Origin of the sequence: Aequorivita aurantiaca, from assembly GCF_030410135.1 — a bacterium.
Lineage (GTDB): Bacteria > Bacteroidota > Bacteroidia > Flavobacteriales > Flavobacteriaceae > Aequorivita > Aequorivita aurantiaca.
In genome coordinates this window covers 54,340-79,660 of record NZ_JAUGQQ010000001.1, presented here as the reverse complement: position 1 = coordinate 79,660, position 25,321 = coordinate 54,340, and the positions used below count along the sequence as shown (strand labels likewise).

24 protein-coding genes are annotated in these 25,321 nt (G+C 39.9%); 13 read left to right on the top strand and 11 right to left on the bottom strand.

The features are described 5' to 3' along the window. Positions 1–34: 34 nt before the first annotated feature. A complete protein-coding gene (locus QRD02_RS00435) occupies positions 35–424 on the top strand; it encodes a hypothetical protein (RefSeq protein WP_290252920.1) in 390 nt (129 codons plus the stop codon). 125 nt (positions 425–549) lie between these two features. After that, positions 550–1,932 (top strand): sigma-54-dependent transcriptional regulator, encoded by a 1,383-nt coding sequence (locus QRD02_RS00430; RefSeq protein WP_290252919.1) that lies wholly within the window; start codon positions 550–552, stop codon positions 1,930–1,932. Between the two features lie 2 nt (positions 1,933–1,934). On the opposite strand, the gene QRD02_RS00425 is transcribed toward QRD02_RS00430, so the two are convergent. Beyond that, entirely contained in the window at positions 1,935–4,409 is a 2,475-nt protein-coding gene (locus QRD02_RS00425) for a hybrid sensor histidine kinase/response regulator (protein WP_290252918.1), read from the bottom strand. 389 nt (positions 4,410–4,798) lie between these two features. On the opposite strand from QRD02_RS00425, the gene QRD02_RS00420 reads away from it, so the two are divergent. Further along, positions 4,799–6,991 (top strand): TonB-dependent receptor, encoded by a 2,193-nt coding sequence (locus tag QRD02_RS00420; protein WP_290252917.1) that lies wholly within the window; start codon positions 4,799–4,801, stop codon positions 6,989–6,991. 38 nt (positions 6,992–7,029) lie between these two features. On the opposite strand, the gene QRD02_RS00415 is transcribed toward QRD02_RS00420, so the two are convergent. Further along, positions 7,030–7,467 (bottom strand): hypothetical protein, encoded by a 438-nt coding sequence (locus tag QRD02_RS00415; protein WP_290252916.1) that lies wholly within the window; start codon positions 7,465–7,467, stop codon positions 7,030–7,032. Positions 7,468–7,737: 270 nt separating this feature from the next. Here QRD02_RS00415 and greA point away from each other — a divergent pair, with 270 nt between their 5' ends. Both greA and QRD02_RS00405 read left to right on the top strand, forming a co-directional pair. Beyond that, the gene (greA, locus tag QRD02_RS00410; RefSeq protein WP_290252915.1) at positions 7,738–8,214 is read left to right on the top strand and encodes a transcription elongation factor GreA; all 477 of its coding nucleotides are present in this window, start codon (positions 7,738–7,740) and stop codon (positions 8,212–8,214) included. Between the two features lie 2 nt (positions 8,215–8,216). Next, on the top strand, positions 8,217–8,612 hold the full coding sequence (locus QRD02_RS00405) for an HIT family protein (RefSeq protein WP_290252914.1): 396 nt from the start codon (positions 8,217–8,219) through the stop codon (positions 8,610–8,612). On the opposite strand, the gene QRD02_RS00400 is transcribed toward QRD02_RS00405, so the two are convergent. Next, entirely contained in the window at positions 8,609–8,953 is a 345-nt protein-coding gene (locus QRD02_RS00400; RefSeq protein ID WP_290252913.1) for a hypothetical protein, read from the bottom strand. The genes QRD02_RS00405 and QRD02_RS00400 overlap by 4 nt on opposite strands. Beyond that, positions 8,950–10,110 (bottom strand): sensor histidine kinase, encoded by a 1,161-nt coding sequence (locus QRD02_RS00395; protein WP_290252912.1) that lies wholly within the window; start codon positions 10,108–10,110, stop codon positions 8,950–8,952. The genes QRD02_RS00400 and QRD02_RS00395 overlap by 4 nt, the downstream gene beginning before the upstream one ends. Positions 10,111–10,230: 120 nt before the next feature. Here QRD02_RS00395 and QRD02_RS00390 point away from each other — a divergent pair, with 120 nt between their 5' ends. From QRD02_RS00390 to QRD02_RS00370, 5 genes are all read left to right on the top strand, one after another. Continuing rightward, on the top strand, positions 10,231–11,106 hold the full coding sequence (locus QRD02_RS00390; RefSeq protein ID WP_290253476.1) for a flavin reductase family protein: 876 nt from the start codon (positions 10,231–10,233) through the stop codon (positions 11,104–11,106). A gap of 84 nt (positions 11,107–11,190) precedes the next feature. Continuing rightward, positions 11,191–11,568, top strand: a complete 378-nt coding sequence (locus QRD02_RS00385) for a DUF3127 domain-containing protein (RefSeq protein WP_290252911.1) — start codon at positions 11,191–11,193, stop codon at positions 11,566–11,568. 102 nt (positions 11,569–11,670) lie between these two features. Next, positions 11,671–12,312, top strand: a complete 642-nt coding sequence (gene aat, locus QRD02_RS00380) for a leucyl/phenylalanyl-tRNA--protein transferase (RefSeq protein WP_290252910.1) — start codon at positions 11,671–11,673, stop codon at positions 12,310–12,312. 110 nt (positions 12,313–12,422) lie between these two features. Beyond that, the gene (locus tag QRD02_RS00375) at positions 12,423–14,168 is read left to right on the top strand and encodes an agmatine deiminase family protein (protein ID WP_290252909.1); all 1,746 of its coding nucleotides are present in this window, start codon (positions 12,423–12,425) and stop codon (positions 14,166–14,168) included. A 147-nt stretch (positions 14,169–14,315) separates the two neighbouring features. After that, positions 14,316–14,657: a hypothetical protein gene (locus QRD02_RS00370; protein WP_290252907.1), complete on the top strand. Its 342-nt coding sequence runs from the start codon at positions 14,316–14,318 to the stop codon at positions 14,655–14,657. 4 nt (positions 14,658–14,661) lie between these two features. Here QRD02_RS00370 and QRD02_RS00365 read toward each other — a convergent pair whose 3' ends face one another. The 6 genes from QRD02_RS00365 to QRD02_RS00340 all read right to left on the bottom strand — a co-directional run bounded on the left by QRD02_RS00365 (position 14,662) and on the right by QRD02_RS00340 (position 18,815). Next, positions 14,662–15,231: a DNA-3-methyladenine glycosylase I gene (locus QRD02_RS00365; protein ID WP_290252906.1), complete on the bottom strand. Its 570-nt coding sequence runs from the start codon at positions 15,229–15,231 to the stop codon at positions 14,662–14,664. 96 nt (positions 15,232–15,327) lie between these two features. Further along, positions 15,328–16,047: a hypothetical protein gene (locus QRD02_RS00360; protein ID WP_290252905.1), complete on the bottom strand. Its 720-nt coding sequence runs from the start codon at positions 16,045–16,047 to the stop codon at positions 15,328–15,330. Positions 16,048–16,118: 71 nt separating this feature from the next. Then, on the bottom strand, positions 16,119–16,808 hold the full coding sequence (truB, locus tag QRD02_RS00355) for a tRNA pseudouridine(55) synthase TruB (protein ID WP_290252904.1): 690 nt from the start codon (positions 16,806–16,808) through the stop codon (positions 16,119–16,121). Continuing rightward, positions 16,808–17,602: an undecaprenyl-diphosphate phosphatase gene (locus QRD02_RS00350; protein ID WP_290252903.1), complete on the bottom strand. Its 795-nt coding sequence runs from the start codon at positions 17,600–17,602 to the stop codon at positions 16,808–16,810. The genes truB and QRD02_RS00350 overlap by 1 nt, the downstream gene beginning before the upstream one ends. Further along, positions 17,602–17,865 carry a DUF3098 domain-containing protein gene (locus QRD02_RS00345; protein WP_290252902.1) on the bottom strand — a complete coding sequence of 88 codons (264 nt, stop codon included), beginning with the start codon at positions 17,863–17,865 and terminating at the stop codon, positions 17,602–17,604. The genes QRD02_RS00350 and QRD02_RS00345 overlap by 1 nt, the downstream gene beginning before the upstream one ends. A 71-nt stretch (positions 17,866–17,936) precedes the next feature. After that, positions 17,937–18,815 (bottom strand): cell division protein FtsX, encoded by an 879-nt coding sequence (locus QRD02_RS00340; RefSeq protein ID WP_290252901.1) that lies wholly within the window; start codon positions 18,813–18,815, stop codon positions 17,937–17,939. Between the two features lies 1 nt (position 18,816). Here QRD02_RS00340 and QRD02_RS00335 point away from each other — a divergent pair, with 1 nt between their 5' ends. From QRD02_RS00335 to QRD02_RS00325, 3 genes are all read left to right on the top strand, one after another. Then, entirely contained in the window at positions 18,817–19,809 is a 993-nt protein-coding gene (locus QRD02_RS00335) for a UbiA family prenyltransferase (protein ID WP_290252900.1), read from the top strand. 84 nt (positions 19,810–19,893) lie between these two features. After that, a complete protein-coding gene (locus QRD02_RS00330; RefSeq protein ID WP_290252899.1) occupies positions 19,894–23,004 on the top strand; it encodes a leucine--tRNA ligase in 3,111 nt (1,036 codons plus the stop codon). Between the two features lie 131 nt (positions 23,005–23,135). Next, positions 23,136–23,828, top strand: coding sequence for a zinc metallopeptidase (locus QRD02_RS00325; RefSeq protein ID WP_290252898.1), 693 nt, complete (start codon positions 23,136–23,138; stop codon positions 23,826–23,828). A 74-nt stretch (positions 23,829–23,902) separates the two neighbouring features. Here the strand turns inward: QRD02_RS00325 and QRD02_RS00320 are convergent, their stop codons facing one another. Next, on the bottom strand, positions 23,903–25,270 hold the full coding sequence (locus QRD02_RS00320; protein ID WP_290252897.1) for a saccharopine dehydrogenase family protein: 1,368 nt from the start codon (positions 25,268–25,270) through the stop codon (positions 23,903–23,905). Positions 25,271–25,321 lie beyond the last annotated feature (51 nt).

Below are 25,321 nucleotides of genomic sequence, written 5' to 3'. Positions count from 1 at the left end.
AGAACGAATAAATAATAATTTTTAAAACAAAAAAATGAAAAAGTTAATTTTAAGTACAGCAATCGTATTGGGAGGTTTAACCGCTGCAACAGCACAAACCGACAAGGAAGCCACCGCTATGAACGAGCAAAAACAAACTGCCGTTGAAGCGCAAGTAGAAAATAGAATTGAGGCGGCACAAGCTGCGGAAACTGCGGTTGTAGCAGAACCGGTTCAGGATTATAAAGAAGTAAAAGCTTCTGAAGTACCAAAAACCGTTCAAGATGCAGTTGCTGCAGACTTTAGCGGTGCCACTATTTCTAAGGCTTATGTGAATGCCCAAGGGGATTATAAAATCCAACTTACCACTGCAGATGCAAAATCTTCAACGGTGTATGCAAATGCAAAAGGCGAGTGGATTAAAAATGAAATGAAGAAGCAGTAAGCTGCAGGTATTTTAGATTCAATACTTCTGGAAAAGACGTCCAATTTTGGACGTCTTTTTTTTATGATAAATTTAGAGTATGCCCAAACATTTACACAGTATTTTTGCGTTCTTCACAAAACAAAATGACGCAGCAAATACATATAGTGGAAGACGATGTGGCCTTTGGAAAAATGCTCACGTCTTTTTTGGAGCGAAAAGGTTTTGCAGTATCCGTTTCATTAACGGGTAAAAATGCGCGAAAGGCAATAGCCGAAAATAATTTTGATCTGCTTATTACAGATTTACACTTGCCCGATGATTCGGGATTGGACCTTCTTGAATTTTCCCAAAAAGTATCGCCAAAAACCAAAGTTATATTAATGACGGGTTATGCCGAAGTTGATACTGCGGTGAAGGCAATAAAAAAAGGGGCGCTTGATTATATCTCCAAACCCTTTCGTCCCGAGGAATTGCTGATGGTAATAGAAGCGGAATCACGAGAATTGAAAACAAAACTGAAATCGAAATCAGAAAAGGAAAATGATGATTCAGTTGCCCATGAAAATGATTTTAAAAGCACCGATAATTTTCAATCGAAACCAAATTTTGTTGTTGGAATCAGTGAATCCTCCAAAAAATTCAATGAATATTTAAAGCTTGTCGGCCCCACCGATATGTGTGTTTTGATACAGGGCGAGAGCGGTACTGGTAAAGAAGTTGCCGCAAAAGCAATCCATAATTATAGCAAACGAAAAGATAAAAATTTTGTAGCTGTAGATTGTGGCGCCATTCCGAAGGAAATTGCAGCAAGTGAATTTTTTGGCCACGTAAAGGGAAGTTTCACCGGCGCGGTAAATGATAAAAAAGGTCACTTTGAAGCAGCCGATGGGGGCACGCTTTTTTTGGATGAAGTTGGAAATCTTTCCTATGAAAACCAAATACAATTGTTGCGCGCACTTCAAGAGCGCCGCATAAAACCAGTGGGAAGCAATGCAGAGATCGATGTGGATGTTCGCATACTTTCTGCCACGAACGAAGATTTGCAAAAGGCTGTTTCCGAAGGGAAATTTCGGGAAGATTTGTACCACCGTTTGAATGAATTTTCAATCCATATTCCATCATTGCACGAGCGGAAAGAGGATCTGTTTCTTTTCATAGAATATTTTTTGGCTGAAGCCAACAATTCATTGGGAAAGGATGTAATAGGGCTTTCGAAAGAGGTGGAGGAAGCATTTAAAAATTACTCCTGGCCGGGCAATCTACGCGAATTGAAGAATGTGATAAAACGTTCGGTTTTGTTGACCAATTCACAATTTATCCCGTTGGAAGTGATTCCGCGCGAAGTCATATTATCTGAAAATTCAAAAAGGAGCCAAATGGATTTTTCACGGGAAAGCAATGAAAAACAACTTATTTTAAACGCCTTAAAAGCGGCAGATTTTAATAAAACCAAAGCGGCAAAATTGCTGAATATTACTCGAAAAACACTTTATAATAAGATTGAGCAATATCAAATAGAGCTGTAAAATTATCGTGTTTCCAAAGCTTTTTGCAACTCGCGAACATTCATAATTAATTTTTCAAAATCTTTTTTCATTTCTATTTCGTTCCCATAACTATCGGGATCGATTTCATTGTAATTCTCCATTTTTTCCAATATTGGAATCACTCCGCTCGCCCTTATTTGCCGGAACATCGTCAACATTCTGTGCGCAATTGCTTTGATTCGTTCCAAGTTTTTTTCTGAAATCGCTGTTTTAATTTCCTGCAAATCTGTTTCGGTTTGGGAATCGAAAACATTTAAAACTTCATTTAACGATTGCGGCGTGTCCAAAAACGATTTTAAAAGCGAGAGGTCAAATTTTTCGTTTGCAGCTATAAATTCCTCGCTCCATTTTGTTAGGTCGTTATTTATAATCGAATGATTTCTTTCAGGGAAAATATGTGTTAGAGCTGCAACGAGTTCGCGTTTTGAAAATGGTTTTGAAAGCATCTCACTGAAACCTTTCGCCAAATAAAAATGCCGGGAATGCTCCCTGCTTCCTGTCATTGCGATAACAGGTTGATTTTTATATGAATTGATTTCACCTTTTTTCAAGTTTTTCAGAACCGTAAACCCATCGGTTTTTGGCATTTGGATATCCGTTAAAATGAAATCATAATCAAGTTGTCCCGCTGAGCTAGTGGAGGCGTTAAAAGCTTCAAAGCTTTGAAATGCTTCCGAGGCAATCTCCATTTGTTCAAAAATTTCCTTCAAAAGGGAACGCATCGCGTCGTCGTCATCAATGATTACTGCACGTAAATTTTTAAAGGATTCATTTATTTCCGGAGCGATTTTGGGCAAAACCCGTTCTGAATTCTTTAAGGGAACGGTAAGTATAAATGAACTTCCGTCACCCAATATACTTTGCACTTTTAAACTTCCACCCAAAAGTTCAGCAAGCTTTTTAGAGATCGCGAGACCGAGTCCGCTTCCGCCAAATTTGTTTGCAATTTCTTTTTCTGCCTGTGTAAATTCGTGAAAAATAACTTCCTGTTTTTCTTTTGAAATGCCGATGCCCGTATCATTCACGGCTATTTCCACCTTTGAAGTTTGGTAAAAATTTTCAATTTCTCGCACTTCAATTTCGACGCTTCCGGCTTCGGTAAATTTAAAGGCGTTGCCCACCAAATTGTTTATAATCTGCCGAATCCGCAGCGGATCACTTTCAAAAATTTTGTTTTTAATTTCTTCCGATATGGAAAATTTTAGTGCCACGGGTTTTTGCGGAAATTGTTGTTTAACGGCATTTCCGGCTTCTACAATAATATTTTCAAGCGAAAAGGGAATGCTTTCTATTGACAATTTTCCGGCTTCCAGTTTTGAAAAATCCAGTAAATCGTCTACTAAATGTGAAATGAAATGAGAACTGGAAGTGATTTGCGCCAAATAGTATTTCTGCTTTTCGGAAAGGGAAGAGTTTTCGAACAATTCGGAATAGCCGCTTATAGTATTCAAAGGTGTCTTTAAATCGTGGCTCACGGTGGAAATGAGCTGTTCACGGCTTTTCAGCAGCGATTCGGCATAATTTTTTGATTCCTCCAAATTCTTTTTATAACGTTCCGCCTTAAAAAAATCCGAAAGGATAAAATAGGAGAAAAGCAAAACCACAATGCCGCCCAAAATGCCCGCAAATTTTAAGATTTCGCTAGTTCGTGCAATGGAATCGGCACGTTGCTGTTTTTCGAGATTGTTGTTTTTGGTGATTTCACGGTCAAAACTGGCGATAATTTCGCGCAGTCTTTCTGAAATATTAAGATCATTTCGAATTAATTCATTTTCTTTTTGCATCAACGATTCACGGATTCGGGAATTTTCCTTTTTCGCCTCAGCAACAATGTAGCGCGATGCGGTAAGCATAGAATCTACGGTTTGGGATTTTACGGTGGAAGTGTCGCGAAGCCAACTGCTGTTGAGATAATCGGCATATGCTTCCCAAATTCTACGGTCGCGCTTGCTGAGATTGGCAGGATTTCTCACCATCGATTCCACGGAATTTAGTCCGATGGAAGCTTCCAATTTTCGCACTTCCTTCATAATATCGTCCAGCGAAGTATCCTTTTGATTGGTAAGCCGAAGAATTCTGAGTTGTTCGATATTTCGGTTTTTTTCCTCGAGAAGCGTTTTTACGCTGTCAAGTTGTTTCACCTGAAAATCGTTCGTTGTAAGCCGTTTTATATCTTCAATTTTTCTGAAAAGCGAATCGGTTTTCGTCATATATTTTTCAAAATCGGCATCGCTTTCGGTTAACAATGCGAGTCTTGAAAAGCCATCGGTTTCATAAACTAGGTTGATGAGCGTTCCGGTTTCAACGAATTTTTTCTCGCCGTTTGTTTCGTTCTTTTCGGCAGTATATTTTTTAAATTCTGTATAGAGGAATATTCCCACAAGCACCGCCAACGCCCCTAAAACCAGATAACTGAGAATGATTTTTAAAGTGAATTTATTCTTTGAGGTGGCCATTGCCCAAATGTAAAGACTATAAAAAAGGGGAAGTATTAAGGATATGGTAAAAATTAAATCCAAAGCGAAATCGAAATCATAATCCAGTGTGAAATTGAAAAAAGAAATGTACTTTTGTCGCACATCTCAAAGGGGTGCAGATTTTAGTTACGAGTTATGGGTTGTGAGTTTTGAGTTGATATACTCTTAACTCTAAACCCTGAACTCTGAACTCGAAGAAGCTGAGATTATACCCAAAGAACCTGGGCGGGTAATGCTGCCAAGGGAAAACAAATAGGAACCCCCTGTAATAATGCACAGCGCATTGTTTTCAGGGTTTTTTTATGAAAAACCATTTTTAACAAATCAAGAATAACGCCCCTTTTATTCGTATAAAATTTTTTTTACGAATGAAAAAATTATTGATTACCGCAGTTTTCACCTTATTTTTATTTACCATTTCCGCACAGGAAACACCGCAGACAAAGCCACAGGATACAACGAAAGTCGAAGCACTGGAGGAAGTTTTGGTGCAAGCCGTGCGCGTTAATGCCGATTCGCCAATTACGCACTCAAATCTGGATAAGGAGGATTTGGAAAAAAGGAATCTTGGGCAGGACATTCCGTATATGCTCAATTATCTTCCGTCCGTTGTGACCACGAGCGATGCCGGTGCCGGCGTGGGCTATACATACATTCGGGTACGCGGTAGCGATGCCTCTCGCGTGAATGTGACGATAAATGGAATACCGTACAATGATGCGGAAAGTCAGGGCACGTTTTGGGTGAATCTGCCCGATTTTACATCTTCCGTTGAAAGTCTACAATTGCAGCGCGGGGTGGGAACTTCAACGAATGGCTCGGGTGCATTTGGCGCCAGTTTGAATCTGTTGAGCGATGCCGTTTCAAATGAGGCCTATGGCGAAATTGCCAATTCCTTTGGAAGTTTTAATACACGTAAACACAATGTCAAGTTCAGCACTGGCTTGCTTTCCGAGCATTTTGAATTAGCGGGAAGGTTGTCAACCATTCAATCTGATGGATACATTGACCGGGCCAGTTCCGACTTGAAATCATATTTTCTGCAGGGGGCATTTGTTGATGGCAATACTTTGGTTAAAGCCTTGGTTTTTGGAGGAAGAGAGGAAACTTATCAGGCGTGGAATGGAATAGAGGATTTAGAAATTCTCGAGAATGACCGAACTTTCAATTTGGCGGGAATGTATACCGATGCAAATGGCAATATTCAGTTTTATGACAATGAAGTGGATAATTATGCTCAAGACCATTATCAATTGCTTTGGAATCAACGTTTCAATAATAATTGGAATAGTAATATTTCCTTCAATTATACAAAAGGGAAGGGTTATTTTGAACAATATAAAGCTAATGAGGATTTTGAAACCTACGGATTTGAGCCGATAGAAATTGGCGGAGATACAATAAATACGACCGATTTGATACGCCGTCGTTGGCTGGATAATGATTTCTACGCCGCAAATGCTAACGTGAATTACAAAAACAATAAAATTGATTTTACGGGCGGGGCATTTTATAGTTATTACACTGGCGACCATTTCGGCGAAGTTATTTGGGCGCGTAACGCCAGTGATTCTGAAATTCGTGACCGTTATTATGATGGGAATGGAGAGAAAAGTGAATTCACGGTTTTTTCAAAAGCTACTTATCGGGTCAATGAAAAATGGAGCGTTTTCGGTGATTTGCAGGGAAGATTCGTGAATTATAAAACTTCGGGAATCACTTCAGATTTGGTGGCGTTGACAATTGATGAAGATTATTCATTTTTCAACCCGAAAGCGGGTGCTTCCTATAAATTGAATCCGTCAAACCAATTCTATATTTCCTACGGAAAAGCGCACCGCGAACCTTCCCGAAATGATTACGAACAAGGTATTACAAGTGCCGAAAAATTGGATGATTACGAACTCGGCTGGCGTTTCGCTTCCGAAAAAACAAAAGTGAATACCAATCTTTATTTTATGGATTACAAAGATCAATTAGTGCTTTCGGGAGAATTGAACGACGTGGGCGCGCCTTTGAGAACGAGCAGCGGAAAAAGTTACCGATTGGGACTGGAAGTGGATGCTGAAATTCAAATTTTAAAAAACCTTAAAACGCTTCCAAATATTGCCTTAAGCACTAATAAAAATGTTGATTTTGTAGCTTCCATTGATGGCGAATTGGTAAATCTGGGCAATACAAATATCTCATTTTCGCCATCTGTTGTTGCGGGAAATATGCTGGAATATTCACCAATTGAAAAGTTGCAGTTGGGCTTTCTTTCAAAGTTTGTGGGGGAGCAGTATATGGGGAATATTGACAGCGATGCCTCAAAATTGGATAGCTATTTCATCAATGATTTGAATATTGTGTACACTTTGGACACGCTTCCGTGGATAAAGGAAGTAGTTTTTTCAGCTTTGGTGAATAATATTTTCAACGTGGAATATATTTCAAACGGATATTTTTATACGTACGATGACGATTTCACCAATCCAGGAACGGTTACTACCATTGAAGGTGCGGGCTATTATCCGCAGGCTACCATAAATTTTTTGGTGGGTGCAACGGTTAAGTTTTAGGGGAATGAAATATTTTTATGACGGAGGAAGGTACTAAATCAATTGCTGATGGTAACAGTGTTCCCGTTGCGCTCGGCGCGATAGGATTGCATCGGGTATTTAGCGTCCGGTTCTGAGGTGTGCCTTCCAAAATTCACCAGATTATATTCATTTTCGTCATTCTGGCATGGACAAGTGGCAATAGGGCCTTCAATTGTCATACGGGAACAATTGCTTGGTACGTGGTTCGGATCCGTTAAGTCGTAAGCGAAATATTGGGTGTCGCTCACGCAAATCACCACAATTCCTTTAATGCCTTGTGTGGTTATCACGGAATTTCCGGGAAACTTAAGGGAGTTATATTCGGGTAAATTCAGGTTTAAGTTCAAGCTCACAACAGGATCCGACAAATATGGATTGCGCTCCTGTTTATCATCATTTTTAGAACATGATACAATTATTAAGCAAATCAAAAGGAAAAAAATTCTATTTTTCATTGGTTCTTCTTTTTTTATTGAAGAAAGCCTCTACGACCTTCGAACGTGATTCAGGTTTGATTGAAAAATTCTATTACAGAGCCCTTTATCCAATCAATTAAATTTTTGGTCGAAATTACAACAAATTATACTACAAGTAATTTTTTAGTATATTTGTTAAACACAATCCCGTCACCGTATGGGATTTTTCTATTCCCGCACCGGCGGGAATCTTGTTATATGGCGTTTAAAGTATTAAAAAAGGGTTTGTAAAAAACAAACGATGAAGTTATGAGTAAAGTATCTTATTACACTGAGGAAGGATTAAAAAAATTGCGCGATGAAGTTGACCAACTGCGCGATGTAGAACGTCCCAAGGCATCAAATGCAATTGCCGAGGCCCGCGATAAAGGCGATTTGAGTGAAAATGCCGAATATGATGCTGCCAAAGAGGCGCAGGGAATGCTGGAAATGCGAATAGCAAAACTTGAGGAGGTGCTTGCAAACGCTCGTTTGATTGATGAATCGCAATTAGATTTGAGTAAGGTTTTGGTGCATTCAACTGTTAAAATGAAAAACCAGACCAATGGCATGGAAATGACCTATAAATTGGTGGCGCAAAGCGAAGCCGATCTTAAAACTGGTAAAATTTCAGTGGATTCTCCTATCGGAAGGGGGTTGTTGGGCAAACAAAAAGGTGAAATTGCTGAAATTAAAGTTCCAAATGGCTTGCTTAAATTTGAAATATTAGAAATTTCCAGAGACTAATTATGGCTTCAATCTTCACACAAATAATCGAGGGTGAAATTCCGTGTTATAAAGTAGCGGAAGACGACAACTTCATTGCATTTTTGGATATAAACCCTAATGCGAAAGGCCATACCCTATGCGTGCCAAAGGAAGAAGTTGACAAAATTTTTGATATGGGTGAGCATATGTATCTTCAATTGATGCAGTTTTCCCGAAAAGTAGCGAGGGCGCTCGGCAAAACCGTTGCCTGCAAGCGTGTGGGAATGGCCGTTGTCGGGTTGGAAGTACCTCACGTACACGTGCACTTAATTCCTATAAATGAGATGGACGATATGCGCTTCACCAAAAAAGTAAAAATGACCGCGGAAGAATTTGAAATTTTGGCGCAAGCAATTGCCGAAAAGCTGAAGTCTTAGGCGGGCAACAATAGATAAGTTGTAGTGGCTACAAGAACAATTGCGACTATGAACACTATATAAAATAGTGGTTTAACCTTTAAATAATGTTTATTGGTTTCCGCTATTTTTTTGTTGTAGTCAAAAACCCGCTCAATATCCTCGGTCCAATTCACTGGAAAAATCTGGTTTTTGCAGGTATGACAATAGAGGGTATGTTCAATATCCGTCGCTGGTTTGGTAGAAAACATAGTTTCCTTTTCCGCTTGTGTAAAATTTATTTCAAGACCATCAGTTCCAAAGCAGGTGGGACAGTTGTTTTTTAAACGGGCCGTATGTAGGGTGTGTATTTTCTTTTTCATGATTCACTCTCAGCCTTTAGTGCAATTTCCATAGTGGTGCCTTGGTTTAAACTGCTTTTTGAAACACGGATTCTCCCGTTATGATATTCTTCGATAATACGTTTTGCTAATGAAAGCCCCAGGCCCCAACCGCGTTTTTTTGTGGTATAACCCGGTGCGAAAATTCTTTTGAATTCGCGTTTTGTAATACCTTTTCCGGTGTCGGATATTTTTAAAAATACAAATTTTGAATTCTCCTCTATTGCCAAGGTAATGGTTCCTTTTCCTTTCATAGCATCAATTCCGTTTTTCACAAGGTTTTCAACGGTCCAGCTAAAAAGTTGCGGATTCATTTTCACATAAATTGGTTTCTGCGGAATTTTCAACTGAAAATCAATCAACTTCGAACTCCGTTTTTGCAAATAATAAAAGGTTGCCTTTGTTTCCTCCACCAGATCGTGAAGCTCCAGTTTGGGCACAGATCCAATTTTTGAAAAACGGTCCGTAATGGTTTCCAATCGCGAAATGTCCTTTTCCATTTCCAAAACATATTCTTGATTCACATTTTCCGTTTTCAAGATTTCGGTCCAACCCACAAGTGAAGAAAGTGGCGTGCCAATTTGATGTGCCGTTTCCTTTGCCATTCCTGCCCAAAGTCGGTTTTGTTCGGCAGATTTGGAGGTTTTGTAAAAAAGATAAACGGCAAGAATGAAAAGGAAAATAATTAAAATAAGCGCTGCCGGATAATATTTTAACTTGTTGATTAAAGGAGAATTTCCGAAATATATCACCGAAAGCACTTGATCTTTATAGGTAATTTCCAGAGGTTTATATTCCTCGGTGAATTGTTCTATTTTTTTCTTCAGTGCATTTTTATTGTTTAAAACTGCCTCGTCAATATTTCGTCCGGTATAGCTGTCTTCCTTTATTGTGTGAAGAATCATCGGTGTTGAACTGTTGCTTTGGATAATGGTCAGCGCCGTTTCGCTCAGCATATTTCCCTCACCGGCTTCACTTTGGGCCAGTTCCTGTTGCGCCGCCGCCCAAATTTCCATTTTGGCGCGTTCGTTAGCTTTAAGCTGAGTGAAAAATACATAGGTATTCCATAAAATTAGCGTAATAATTATAAGGGAAGCCAGGATAAAACCCCAACGGGAGAGTGATTTATTGCCAAACATATTAAAACATTGTTGCAGTATTGCTTTCAAAGAAGCAGGTTTAAATATAAAGCAAATATGTTGATATTATTGTACAGCCATGTTTTTACAAGCTATAATCTTTGGGTACATTTGCAGGCAATGATTTCTTTTGAACCACACGAACTTTCTACCGGGAAACTGCACGGCTATCTTTTGGGAGCAGTTGCACCAAGGCCAATCTGTTTCGCAAGTACGACGGACGCGGCAGGAAATGTAAACCTTTCGCCGTTTAGTTTTTTCAATGTATTTAGCGCACGGCCACCCATTCTGGTTTTTTCCCCGGCTCGGCGCGGGCGCGACAATACTACCAAACATACCTATGAAAATGTTTTGGAAGTGCCCGAAGTGGTTATAAACATTGTGAGTTATGAAATGGTACAGCAGGTTTCGCTTGCCTCAACCGAATACGCAAAAGACGTAAATGAATTTAAAAAAGCGGGTTTTAGTGAATTGGCTTCGGAAATAGTTAAACCTCCACGCGTGGCCCAAGCTCCAGTGCAATTGGAATGTAAAGTGAACGAAGTTATATCCCTCGGAAAAGAAGGCGGCGCAGGAAATTTGGTAATCTGCGAGGTTGTTAAAATTCACATCAAAGAAGAAATTTTAAGTGAAGATGGAAGCATCGATCCACATAAAATTGACACCGTGGCAAGGCTTGGAGGCAATTGGTACTGCCGCGCAAAAGCAGGACTTTTTGAGGTGCCAAAACCATTAACAACATTGGGTATGGGCATAGATTCACTGCCTCAGGAAATCCGGCAGAGCAAAGTATTGACGGGGAATGATTTGGGAATGTTGGGTAACGTAGAAAATTTTCCAAATTCGGAAGAAATCAATATCTTTATCGATGCTTCGAAAGAACTAAAAAAGATAATTTCCTCAAATAATTCAGAAGCAATCCACAGAAAGGCACAAGAGTTTCTTTGCGATGGAAAAATTGAGGAAGCATGGAAGGTGCTGCTTTATAAGCGGTAATCCGTGTTCAGTGGCCAGTAACAGTATCATTGGCATCAATAGTCTCGAAATAAATAATAGCAATGGATAATAAATAATAAAACGATGGAATTACAAGGAAAAATTAAAATGATAGATGAAACCAAAACCTACGGAAACAATGGGTTTAGGAAGCGCGAATTGGTAATTACCACTGAAGAGCAGTATCCACAACATATTTTGATTGAATTTGTACAGGACAAAACCGATTTGCTGAACAATTTTAAAGTAGGGCAGGACGTGAAAGTAAGCATCAACGTTCGCGGTCGGGAATGGGTGAACCCTCAGGGCGAAACCAAATATTTCAACAGCATTCAAGGTTGGCGCGTGGAAAATCTATCGCAGGCAGGGGGCAATGGTACAATGCCACCAATGCCGCCAGTTGAGGCATTCGAGCCGGCAAATGATTTTAACGAAGAGGAACATGACGATCTTCCCTTTTAAATAACATCTAGGCCAAACTTAAGATTAGACCTTTTAAGACCCCGGAATCGAATCAGGCTCCGGGGTCTTTTTTTATGCGAAAAATTTGATGAATTTTGACCAATGCATTTTCTAACCGAAAAAATTTGGTTTCCGAAACCGGAAGAAACCACTTCGGATGGTTTGCTCGCCATTGGCGGCAATCTTTCCGTGGAGCGCTTGTTGCTCGCGTATAATTCCGGAATCTTCCCGTGGTTTGAGGCTGATCAGCCCCTGCTTTGGTGGAGCCCCGACCCGCGAATGGTTTTGTTTCCAGAAAAATTTAAGGTTTCAAAAAGTCTTCGGAAAATTCTAAATAATGGAAAATTCAAAATTACCTTCAACCTTAATTTTTCCGAAGTCATTCAAAATTGCGCAACGGTCCCGAGAAAAGGGCAGGCCGGAACATGGATTACAGCAGAAATGCAAAATGCCTATTTAAATTTACACAAAGACGGACACGCTGTTTCCGTTGAGGTTTGGGAAAACGATGAATTGGTTGGCGGACTTTACGGCGTCAATCTTCCAAATAAAAAAGTGTTTTGCGGCGAGAGTATGTTCAGCCTTGTGAGCGACGCCTCAAAAGTGGCTTTTTACCATCTATCGGAATATGCAAAAGCACACAATTATAAATTTATTGATTGTCAAATCTATAACGACCATTTGGAAAGCTTGGGCGCTGAAGAGGTAAGGAGAACGGCGTTTTTACGAATGCTTAAAGCGTAAATTTCTTTTGGGTTTCCGGTTTAAAAATTTCTTCTGAAATTAATCTAACTAATAATTAGCAGCGAAAAAATATAAAAACATATCTTCGTATTATACAATTCCCTAATTAGATGAAAAATAACTACACAAAATACCTTTTGGTATTATTGGTGGCTTTGCAGACGACAGTTGCCATTTCACAGGAAAAACCTAATCTTCCGCATTATTTAACGGAAACTGAGAAAGGACTCATTTCGGATTTTCAGTTTACCAGTACACGATACAGCCCACCGCCCTCGGGCCCCGTTCGTGCTGCCGCTGAATGGGAAGAAGTGGAATATCTTTTGGTTACATGGAACCCTGCCTATCCCATCATTCTCCGGCAAATTGTACAGGCGGGCGTGCAGGAATGTAAGGTAATTATTACCACACAAAATCAAGCCTCGGTTTCTAACTACCTTACTACAAATGGGGTGGACCTTACCAATGTTATTTTCATGAACGCGCCGTGGAACAGTATTTGGATTAGGGATTATGCGGGAAATACCATATACTCTGACGATGTGGGAGAGCTAGCGCTTTCGGATTGGATTTACAATCGCCCCAGGCCAAGTGATGATGTAATGCCCACTGCGCACGCTACGCAGGCTGGAATACCAATTTACGTGACCAATTCCGGTACGAATGATTTGGTGAACACCGGTGGAAATTATATGAGTGATGGTTTGGGAAATGCCTTTGCATCAAAATTAGTCTTGGACGAAAACGCTGCCGGAAACCCGTATGGCGTAAGTGTAAAAACGGAAGCACAAATAGATGGAATAATGCAGGAATATATGGGGATTAACCGCTATATAAAGATGGAAACACTTCCTTATGACCTAATCCATCACATAGATATGCATATGAAATTGTTGGACGAAGAAACTATTTTAGTGAGCAAATATCCCACGGGAGTAGCCGATGGCCCTCAGATTGAGGCAAACATCCAATATGTTTTGGACAATTTTGAATCACCTTTTGGAACTCCTTATAATATTGAATGGATTGATGCCCCACCAAGTGTGGGCGGAAATTATCCCGACACGGGCGGCCCGTATAATACCTATAGCAATGCAATTTTTGTAAACAAAACTATAATGGTTCCTATCTATCGGCCAGCTGTTGATGGCCCGGCACTTGCTAAATATCAGGAACTCCTGCCAGGATATAATGTTGTTGGGATAGACGTGGATAATCCGGGTGAAAATTTAATAAGTTCATCGGGTGCCATTCATTGTATTACGCACACAATAGGGGTTTCGGAACCACTTTGGATCGTACATCAGCCTATTGATGAGGCAAATGCCGGCAGTACAGTAACCATCGAGGCATTAATAAAACATATTTCGTTAATAGAGCAGGCCAAAGTTTTTTGGAGGGAAGAAGGTGAAACTACGTACAATGAAATTGTAATGGAGCCAACTAATTCTGATTATTGGACCGCAGATTTGACTATCCCAAATACTAACAATATAGAATATTACCTTTGGGCGAAATCCTTTTCGGGCAAAGAAATAAACCGACCAATTGTAGCACCGGAAGGATATTGGACCATTCAAGTGGAAACGCTTTCTGTGGAGGAATGGGCGCAGAAACATATTTCAGCGGCCTTTCCCAATCCTACTAGCGGAAAAGTATCATTTAAAATGAATGCCATTCAAGGTGAAGTTTCAGTAAAAATTCATAACCTCCTTGGCCAAAAATTATATGAAGCGATTGTTGAGAGCGGCGATGGAAAAATAACGTTGGATCTTAACCAAAACTGGCAAGGCACCCTGTTAGTTTCCTTTGAAGGTGAATTCGGGAAAATTCATAGAAAGGTTATAAAGTTATAATGGAAACAAAAAACATATTGAGGTCTAATTGTTAAAAAATGTAGGTAGCGGCAATATATTGTCAATTTTAAAGTTTTGCGTTCAAAACGAACCTATAGCATAGCCTCATTCATTGTAAAATGCTATTCGTAAAATTCTGTTTTCCCCATGAATAAAAAGTTTAACCTGCTTACCTTGCTATTATTTTTCAGTGTAATTTCCTCCTCTTTTTCCCAAACTATTGTTCGCAAAACTGACGTCAATAAAGATATTGATGTAGTTCGTGTTTATGAGCAAGTGGTAAAGGAAGGATACGGCACTCCATTCATTTATAAAAAATTGGCAACCGCTTATTATTTTAAAAGCGACTATGGCAAGGCCTTAGCGTGGTTTCAGAGATTATTTTCCGTAGAAAATAATACGGATCCTGAAATAGCCCATCAATATAATCAAACCTTAAAGGCGGTGGCGGTGGCCAATTCGGATAAATCGATCGGCAAGCTTTTTTAAGGGTTCACACCTGCCGAAAACGAAAGCAACTCTCTATATGATCGTTCACCATTCCGGTGGCTTGCATATGTGCATAAACCACCGTACTGCCCACAAATTTGAAGCCTCGCTTTTTCAAGTCTTTACTCAGGGCATCACTTTCTTTGCTGGTGGCCGGAGCGTCTTTATGGCTACTCCAAGTATTTATGATGGGTTTATGGTTTACAAAATTCCAGATATAGTTGGTAAAACTGCCAAATTCCTTCTGGATTTCCATAAAATGTATTGCATTATTAACCGCGGAATGTACCTTTAATTTATTGCGAATTATACCTTCATTCTGGAGTAGGGAATCAATTTTGGCTTGGTCGTATTTCGCAATTTTTTTATAGTCGAAATTATCAAAAGCGAGTTTAAAATTTTCGCGTTTTCGCAAAATGGTTATCCAACTCAACCCCGCCTGGAAGGTTTCCAAAAGAAGAAATTCAAACATCTTTTTATCGTCCTTCACCGGTACGCCCCATTCCTCATCGTGATATTTCACATAAAGCGGATCAGTTCCGCACCACCCACAGCGTTTTTTCTCTGAAACCATTTTTATTTTTTGTTGTTATTTTTTATTATTTATTCCAAAGTATTTCTCAGAAAAATATTGTTTTTTTACTGAACAACTGACCACTGCACACTAATTTTACTGCTGCCCAGGAAAATTAAAAGTAATTGTGCCCAACTGCCTGCTTTTTGAAGCGTCAGTATTGAACCTCGATTGCGAAGAATATTCCAAAGCGGCATCAATCAAACACTCATTGGAGGTGGTAGAGGCAGTTTTATTATATGAATTTTTTACCACTTTCCCCAGATGGTCCACTTCCACATTTATAACAACCTTCCCCGAACCGTAACAGGTGTAAACGGGGTTCGGAAGATCAATATCTTTTCGGTTTACTAACTGATAGCTAATTGTAGTATTTCTATTGCCGCTCTTCACGACCGCTGCGCCGTCCTTGGCAGTTTCACTATTGGAAGATTTTTTCTTTTTCTCTTTAACCGGCTTTGTGGTTATGGAGGTGCCGTTGCCATTATCGTTCTTTGAATTTTCCATAGCCTCGCTCATTTCCTCAAGTTTGCCTTCGGTGGTTTCGGTAAGTTCATCCTCGTTTTCTACGGAGGAAATAAATTTTTCAGCTTCGTTGTAGGCGCGATTCGTTTCCACTTTTACCACTTCGGGCGTTAATTCGACAATGGCCAAATCTTCGGGGAGCAACTCTTCCGGCGCCATCACCACGTCATAAGTTTCTTCATTGGTTTCAACTGTTTCTCTTGAGAGTTTTACGCTAAAAAGAAATAAAACCAAGATGCCCGTTAGCAGTGAGGTAATAATAAAAGCTCTGTATGAATAATTAAAATTCATAGTTGCAAGTACCGAATTTTTGCGCAAAATTCCACAAAACTGCTGAAAATTAAGTTGGTATTAGCGTTATTTTAACTCGGGAGCGAAGTTTCAAAGGCTTCAACACTCACTGCATTTTCTATTGAATAGTTTCCGATTCGGGTTCTTCGTAAGGCTGTAAGATGGGCGCCATTATTCAATACTTTTCCAAAATCATGCGCCAATGAGCGAATATACGTGCCCTTGCTGCAAACAACCCTGAAACTAACATTGGGCATTTCTATTGTGGTTATCTCAAATTCTGAAATCGTAATTTTTCGAAATGGAATTTCTACTTCTTCCCCGCCACGTGCAAATTCGTACAATCGTTTTCCATCCTTTTTTAAAGCCGAGAAAATGGGCGGTTGTTGATCTATTTCACCAACAAACTGCTTTGTTGCCTCGTGTATTCTATTGGAAGTGATTTCTGAAATGTCAAAAGTTTGATCAATTTCGGTTTCTAAATCGTAGCTCGGAGTGGTTGCGCCAAAAGTAAAGGTTCCGGTATATTCCTTTTCCTGCGCTTGGAAAGTGTCAATTTTTTTTGTGAATTTTCCGGTGCAGATAATCAAAAGTCCCGTTGCCAAAGGGTCAAGCGTGCCGGCATGGCCCACTTTTATTTTTTTTATTCCGAAGGATTTTCTTATCAGCCATCTAACTTTGTTCACCGCTTGAAAAGAAGTCCATTCCAATGGTTTGTCAATCAAAATAACTTGGCCTTCTTTGAAATCCTCAGCAGTCATTACACGTAGAAGCTAGAAATGATGGCGATAATACCCACGAGCAGGCAATAAACTGAAAAATACCAAAGCTTACTTTTTCTGACGAGCGAAATCATCCAGGTACAAGCAATCAGGCCACAAATAAAGGCAGCGACAAAACCTACGCCCATAACGCCCAATTGCGTATTTTGAGTGGAAATTTCACCACTTAAAAGATCCTTTGCAATTTTTCCGAATATTAAAGGCACAACCATCAAAAAGGAAAAGCGGGCAGCTTTAGTTCTATCATTTCCCAATAAAACCGAAGTTGAAATTGTTGCGCCACTACGCGAAATGCCGGGCAACATGGCAATGGCCTGGGCAACGCCTATAATTATGGAATCTTTTAAGGTTACTGCTTTTCCCGTGTTTTTTGCACGGTCTGCGAACCATAATAAAACGGCGGTTACAATAAGCATTGATCCCACGAATGCCAAACTACCGCCAAAAAATGATTCCAATTCTTCTTCAAAAAACAATCCGAGAAAAACCGCGGGAATCATGGAAAGAATAATTTTGACGGCAAATTGCGTTTCCTCATTCCATTGAAATTTTAAAATGCCGCCAAAAATCTGGATAATGTCTTTTCTAAAAACCACAAGAGTGCTCAGCGCAGTGGCAAAGTGAAGGATTACCGTAAAAAGTAAACTTTCCTGCGGCACGGAGGTGTCTCCCAAAATTGCTTTTCCAATTTCAAGATGGCCGCTGGAGGAAACGGGTAAAAATTCAGTAAAACCTTGAATAATTCCCAGGATTATGGCATCTATATAATCCACTAATTTTCTTCTTTGTTTTCTGGCTTCAACAAAATGGCATACACTTCAATGGCAAAACCGAGCAAAACCAGTGCAGGCGCAAGGCGTATTCGCCTCCAATTGTATATTTCTGGATTAAAAACATTGGGATCATCGCTTCCGCCACCGGTCATCAAAATGAATCCTAAGGCAATAAAGGCCACTCCAATGAGCATGAATTTGTAGTTTTTTCTTTCAAAAACAAAATCCGGTTTGTAATCTTCTTTTCTTTTTTTCTCGCCCATTGCTATATGTTTCAGGTTTTGTGAAGTATTTATTCAAAAATTAATTGTCTCAAACTAAATATAGTCCTGCGTTAATAATACAAATCATCCGTCCGTAAATTTAAAAAACGTTGGGTGGCAATAAATGTGCTTATCCAAGTTATTAAAACGCCCATTAGAAAGATAAATAAAAAGAGGATGGCCAACAGCACCGGGTCGCTCAACAATTGTAATTGTGGGAAACTTTGGTTAAGATAATACAAAACTATTCCCATCCCGAGCATTGCGACAATGGCGCCAATTATTCCCAAGCGAACACTTTTCCAAACAAAGGGTTGGCGGATGAATTTTTTTGTGGCACCCACCATTTGCATAGTTTTAATAGTAAACCTTTTCGCGTAAATACTCAACCGAATGCTGCTGTTTATGAGCAATACGGCAATGAAGGTAAAAATTCCGCTGATTACCAACACCCAAAAACTGATGCGCTGCACGTTTTCGGTGAGCTGCGCAATTAAGGGTTTGTCGTAAATAACATCATCCACAAAATCCTTGTTTTTCAGCTCCGTGGTTATTTCCTCCATTTTTTGCGGCGTCACGTAGTCTGCCAAAACATAAACATCAATGCTGTTTTGAAGTGGATTTTCACCTAAATATTCAATAAAATTCTCACCCAGCGTTTGTTGATGTTCCTCAGCCGCTTGTTCCTTTGAAACAAATTCCGCACTTTTTGTATATTCCGCTAGGGCGAGACTTTGTTTTAACTGAGTAATTTCCACTTCCTTCGCAGTATCCTTTAGAAAAACGGTGATTGCAATTTGCTCTTTAAAATAATCGGCTACTTTTTTTGAATTCAGCACAAGCAATCCCAGTAAACCCAACAAAAAGAGCACCAATGAAATACTTATAACTACCGAAAAATAGGAAGAAATCAGTCTGCGTTTTTGATATTTTTCAAAAGAGGAACTCATAGTGTTTGCCGAATTTTGCCGTAAAAATACAAGTAATTTTGCATCTTGTGTAAAACAACGACTAAAGTTTCCAATTTGTTATAATTCCATTAAATTTGGAGCGCCTTTAAATTTTATTCGTATCATCAAACACCTGCTGCAATCCCTAAAAATTTCCCGTCCGGGACTTTGGTTTCCAACAATTTGGATTTATTTGGTTCCTTTTCAAATAGCATCCGATTTCTGGGAAAAACCGTTTTTTTGGATTGGTCTCTTTTTTGTTTCCTTTCCTTTGAATTTCTTGGTCTATGGCTTAAATGACTTTACTGACGGCAAAGCAGATTCGCTGAACCCGAGAAAGGGAAATTTCCTATTCGGAGCAAAGTATAGTAAAAAGAAATTAACCAATGTTCCGTGGCACATTTGCTTGGTAATAATTCCTTTTTTGGCATTTTTCGCGTACGTGGGCGGCAGTGAACTTTTTATTCTGCTACTGTTTATGGTCGTTATCAATATTATTTATAACTATAAACCGTTTCGGCTGAAAGAGCGTCCGCCTTTTGAAATTTTAATTCAAGCGGGCTATGTTTTTACGGCGCTGTTCAGCATTACGCTGAACGATTTGGAAATGCTCCCGTGGCAGACTTTTTTATACCTAACATTATTTGCATTTCAGGCACACATAGCCGGCGAAATTATGGATATTGAACCGGATATATTGGCCAAAAAGAAAACGACAGCCGTAATTATTGGTCGAAAAAAGGCGAAGTTATTAATGCTTTCAATTCTTCTTTTTGAAGTATACATACTCAAATTTTGGTTTGATGATTTGGTTATGGCCGGATTTTTGGCAGCATTTTCACTCTGGCTAATTTTGGATATTTTCATTTTTTTCAAAAACAGACCTTACACTTTGAAGCAAATGAAACTGTTTGGAATCTTTATCAATATTTCTGCAATCCTCTCCATGATTTGGGTACTGTATTCCGGAAACCTTTTGCACCCAAATTTTTAAATTATAAGGTTTTACTTCTGCAATAAACCTTAAATTTGCGGCTGTTTCCCCGATTGGGAATAAATTCAAAAGAAAAATACGAAGATGGGCAAATATCACTTCAACGATATAGAAGAAAAATGGCAAAAATATTGGGCCAAAAACCAAACGTTTAAAGCCGATAATACCAGCGAAAAACCCAAATATTATGTTTTGGATATGTTTCCCTATCCGTCCGGCGCAGGCCTGCACGTTGGGCATCCGCTCGGTTATATTGCCAGTGATATTTATGCGCGTTACAAACGCCACCAAGGTTTTAATGTTTTGCATCCGCAGGGCTATGATTCCTTCGGACTTCCGGCGGAACAATATGCAATCCAAACCGGGCAACATCCGGCAAAAACTACTGAGGAAAATATTGCCCGTTACCGTGAACAATTGGATAAATTAGGCTTTTCATTCGATTGGAGTCGCGAAGTGCGCACGTCAAACCCAGAATATTACCGATGGACGCAGTGGATTTTTCTGCAACTTTTTGAAAGTTGGTACGATAAGGATTTGGACAAAGCGCGTACCATTGAAGAGCTTCGCGCCATTTTTTCTTCGGAAGGAAATGTTCACGTAAACGCGGTTTCCGACGAGGGAATTGAACATTTCACGGCTTTTGAATGGCTGGAATTTTCTGAATCAAAAAAACAGGAAATTCTTTTAAAATATAGATTGACCTATTTGGCCGAAACCGAAGTAAACTGGTGCCCGCAACTCGGGACCGTTTTGGCGAACGACGAAATAGTAAACGGCGTTTCCGAACGCGGCGGCTATCCCGTAGTCCGAAAAAAAATGAAGCAGTGGAGCATGCGAATCACCGCATACGCCCAGCGTTTATTGGACGGATTGAACGAAATAGATTGGCCGCAACCCTTGAAGGATTCGCAGACCAATTGGATTGGACGAAGCAAAGGCGCGACGGTTAAGTTCAGAGTTATGAGTTCAGAGTTAGGAAGAGACGGTGAAAATTCATCACTCATAACTCATAACTCATCACTTGAAATCCCAGTTTTTACAACACGCCCCGACACAATCTTCGGGGTAAGTTTTATGACGCTCGCACCCGAGCACGATTTGGTTTCAAAAATTACTACTTCGGAACAAAAAAGAGCCGTTGAAAATTATATTGAAGCAACCGCAAAACGAAGCGAACGCGAGCGAATGGCCGATGTAAAAACAATCACGGGCGTTTTCACCGGGGCTTATGCCGAGCATCCTTTTACAAAAGAGCCACTGCCAATTTGGATTGGCGATTACGTTTTGGCGGGCTACGGAACGGGCGCGGTTATGAGCGTTCCCTGCGGCGATCAGCGCGATTATGAATTTGCGAAACACTTCGATTTGCCGATTCCGAATATTTATAAAGATATCGATATTTCTGCGGAAGCCTATTCCGATAAGGAAAATACAATCATTGCGAATAGTGATTTTTTAAATGGATTGAACTATTTCGAAGCGATGGAAAAAATAATTTCCGCTTTGGAAGAAAAAGGCATTGGAAAAGGAAAGATAAATTACCGTTTGCGCGATGCGGTTTTCAGCCGGCAGCGCTATTGGGGCGAGCCGTTCCCGATTTATTACAAAGACGGTATGCCGCACGCAATCCCCACGGAATGTTTGCCGTTGCGCCTTCCCGATGTTGAAAAATATCTGCCCACCGAAGAGGGCGAACCGCCGTTGGGCCGCGCCGATAATTGGGCTTGGGATGAAAAACAGTTGTCGGTTGTCAGTTGTCAGTTGATTGATAATGAAACTGTGTTTCCTCTTGAATTAAACACTATGCCGGGTTGGGCGGGAAGTAGTTGGTACTTTTTCCGTTATATGGAAAGTGAAAAGCGTGACGAAGTTTTTGCTTCAAAAGAAGCGTTGAGCTATTGGAAAAATGTGGATCTGTACATTGGCGGAAGTGAGCATGCCACCGGACATTTATTGTACAGCCGTTTTTGGGTAAAATTTATGCACGACCGCGGTTTTGTTCCTGTGGAAGAACCATTTAAAAAACTGATAAACCAAGGGATGATTTTGGGGGAGAGTGCGTTTGTAAATAGATTAGGCGTAAAACTCGGAAAATACGTTGGTCGAGATATTAGTTTTTCAAAGGAAGAAGAGATTAAGTTTGAAGAATTAAGAGATTCTCTCCAAATAGTTGAGGATGTGTGTATATCCTATGATTTAGTGAAATATTTCAGGAAGAGATACCTTAAACCACAAAACGATGAAGAAAGGAAACATGAAGAAATTGCAAATAATCTCAATCAATATTTTAGAAGGCCTCTTTACGAACGAATAGAAAAAATTGGTTTGAAAGGTAAAGTGGATATTACGCTTTATAATTATTTTAAAAGCCACGTTTCAATTGAGTTTGTAGACATTCACAATAATTTAGACACTGAATTGATTGCAAAAAATGATATCCAATATAAAGATGCCACTTTTATCACTACAGATGGTGGTGATTTCAAAGTTTCCCGAGAAGTAGAAAAAATGTCCAAAAGCAAATACAACGTGGTAAATCCAGATGATATTTGCAACCAATACGGCGCCGATACTTTAAGAATGTACGAAATGTTCCTCGGGCCATTGGAACAGGCAAAACCATGGAACACCGCCGGAATTACGGGCGTGCACGGCTTCCTCAAAAAACTTTGGAAATTATATCATTCGGGTGAAAATGAAAATTTCTTTGTTTCGGATGATTCGGCTTCGAAGGACAGTTTGAAAACGCTTCATAAAACCATCAAAAAAACGCAGGAAGACATTGAGCATTTCAGTTTCAATACGTCGGTTTCATCTTTTATGATTGCGGTGAACGAACTTTCGGCACAAAAGTGCAATTCGCGAGAGGTTTTAGAACCCTTGGCAATTCTTATTTCTCCCTATGCACCGCACATTGCAGAGGAACTTTGGGAAAAATTGGGGCATTCGGAAAGTATTTCCATAGCGCCTTTCCCTAAGTTTGAACAGAAATTTTTGGTGGAAAACACAAAGGAATATCCAATTTCCTTTAACGGAAAAATGCGTTTTACCTTAGAACTTCCATTGGATTTAACCCAGGATGAAATAGAATCTGCCGTAATGGCACACGAGAAAACAACCCAGTATTTAGAGGGAAGAACACCGAAAAAGGTAATAATCGTCCCCGGAAAAATCGTGAATATTGTGGGTTAAATTCCCGCGAAGGCGGGAATCTCTTTATATTAGCATAGTTTTTGTTATGTTAGAAATGCATATTTTGAAATTTTAGAAAATAGAAATAATACGTTTAATTAAAAGATACCCGCCTTCGCGGGCATAAAAAAATGATTGGATACTATATAATTGCAGGAATTATCTTTTTGGTGAGTTGGTACGTTAGCCGTAAATTAAAAAGTAAATTTAAGGAATACAGCAAAATCCATCTTCAAAATGGAATGAGCGGAAAGGAGATTGCCGAAAAAATGTTGGCGGATAATGGAATAACCGATGTTCAGGTAATTTCTGTTCCCGGACAATTGACGGATCATTATGATCCAACAAAGAAAACGGTGAATTTGAGCGAGCCTGTTTACATGCAAAGAAATGCGGCGGCCGCGGCGGTAGCTGCACACGAATGCGGTCACGCGGTGCAGCATGCCACGGCTTACAGTTGGTTGAAATTGCGTTCAACGATTGTGCCGGCGGTGAGTGTTTCAAGTAAACTTTCCAACTTTGTAATTATGGCGGGAATTATTCTTTTCGCAACGGGTTCTGCTTTTGGAAGCTGGATTTTTGGAATTGGAATTTTATTGTTTGCCGTAACCACTGCATTTGCTTTCATTACCTTACCCGTAGAATTTGACGCCAGTAAGCGCGCGCTTGTATGGTTGGAAACCAACAATATGGTAACTCCACAGGAACACGACGGGGCGAAAGATGCATTAAAATGGGCAGCCCGAACTTATGTAGTTGCCGCCCTTGGATCGTTGGCTACTTTGTTATACTTCATTTCTGTATTTCTGGGAAGCCGGGACTAAAGCAGATTAAAATTTAAAAAATAAACCCGTCTATATTTATTTATGGGCGGGTTTATTCTTTATGAAGCGTGCTGTTAATGAAGATTGTCTGGGTTGTAACCTAAATAATTCACTTCCTTTTCGTGAAAAATTACTCCGTTTTCTTCAAGCTCCCGTAATATGGGCTCATACACTTCTTTGGCAATAGGCAGCTGAACTCCGGGAGTAGTTATTTCTTCATTCAGAATTTTCAAGGCAGCAATTGCTACCGGCAGTCCCACAGTTTTCGCCATTGCGGTATGTGTCTGGTCTTCGCCAATTAAGGTCATATGGCTATCTATTTGATATTTTTTACCGTCCAATTGGTAACCAAATTTATGATACATTACAATCATATCTTTATCCTGTGGCGCCAGCGTCCATTTATCCTCCAGAATTTTTTGTAATCCCATAGCTGGAGTTGCATCTTTAATGCCTAGTTTTTTATTTTTTGTGAAAAGGTCCAATTCTTCCAGTTTTTCCCACATCAAATCGTCTTGGTCCATTTTCAGGGCATGGCGCAGTTTTAGTTCCACAGTATCGGTTGGCGAATAGGGCAGGAATAGGTTCACAAATTCGCGGTAGCTCATGCTTTCAGAATCTGGAATTGTATAACTGTCGTCCGTCATCCCCAATTGCACAAACATGTGCCAAGCGCGGCTGAAACCAACTCGGCGAATCGTCCCCCGATATAGAGTTAAAATATTATCAAGGCCATAAATGGATTGATATTGCAGCGAATTTCGATTGGCGTAAACCTCAAATTTGCCGTAACCTTCAATGTTAATAAACTCCGTTCTTCGGAAAAGACGGTGATAGGGAATGTACTTATACTTTCCTTCCTGAATAAATTCCGCAGCGCCGCCTTGACCCGCCAACACTACATTTCGCGGATTCCAAGTGAATTTATAATTCCATAGATTATTGTCGCTTTCAGGAGCTATCAACCCGCCGCAGAAAGATTCAAAAAGCAACATTTTGCCACCCTTTGCCCTTATTCTATCTATAACTTGCATCGCACTCATATGGTCAACACCGGGATCGAGGCCAATTTCGTTCATAAACACTAAACCCTTTGATTCAGCTTTAGGATTTAATGCCTGCATTTCCTTGCTTATGTAGGAAGCAGTGACCATATGTTTTCCAAATTCAATACAATCCCTCGCTACTTCAATATGATAGCGGGCGGGCAGCATGGAGATAACCAAATCGCTACTTTCAACCGCTTGTTTTCTTTGAACATCGTTAAATACATCCAACAAAATTCCGCGGGCATTGGGGTGGCCGGTCGTAAATTTTTGGGCCGACTGTATGGAAATATCACCGATGGTAATAAAAAGATCTTCCTTTTCACTTTTGTCGAGCAAATAGCGGATTAAACTTGTGGCAGATCTTCCGGCACCAATAATCAATATGTTTCGCATTGGGAGGGTTTTTTGTTAACTTTGGAGATAGATTTGAAACGGACGAAATTA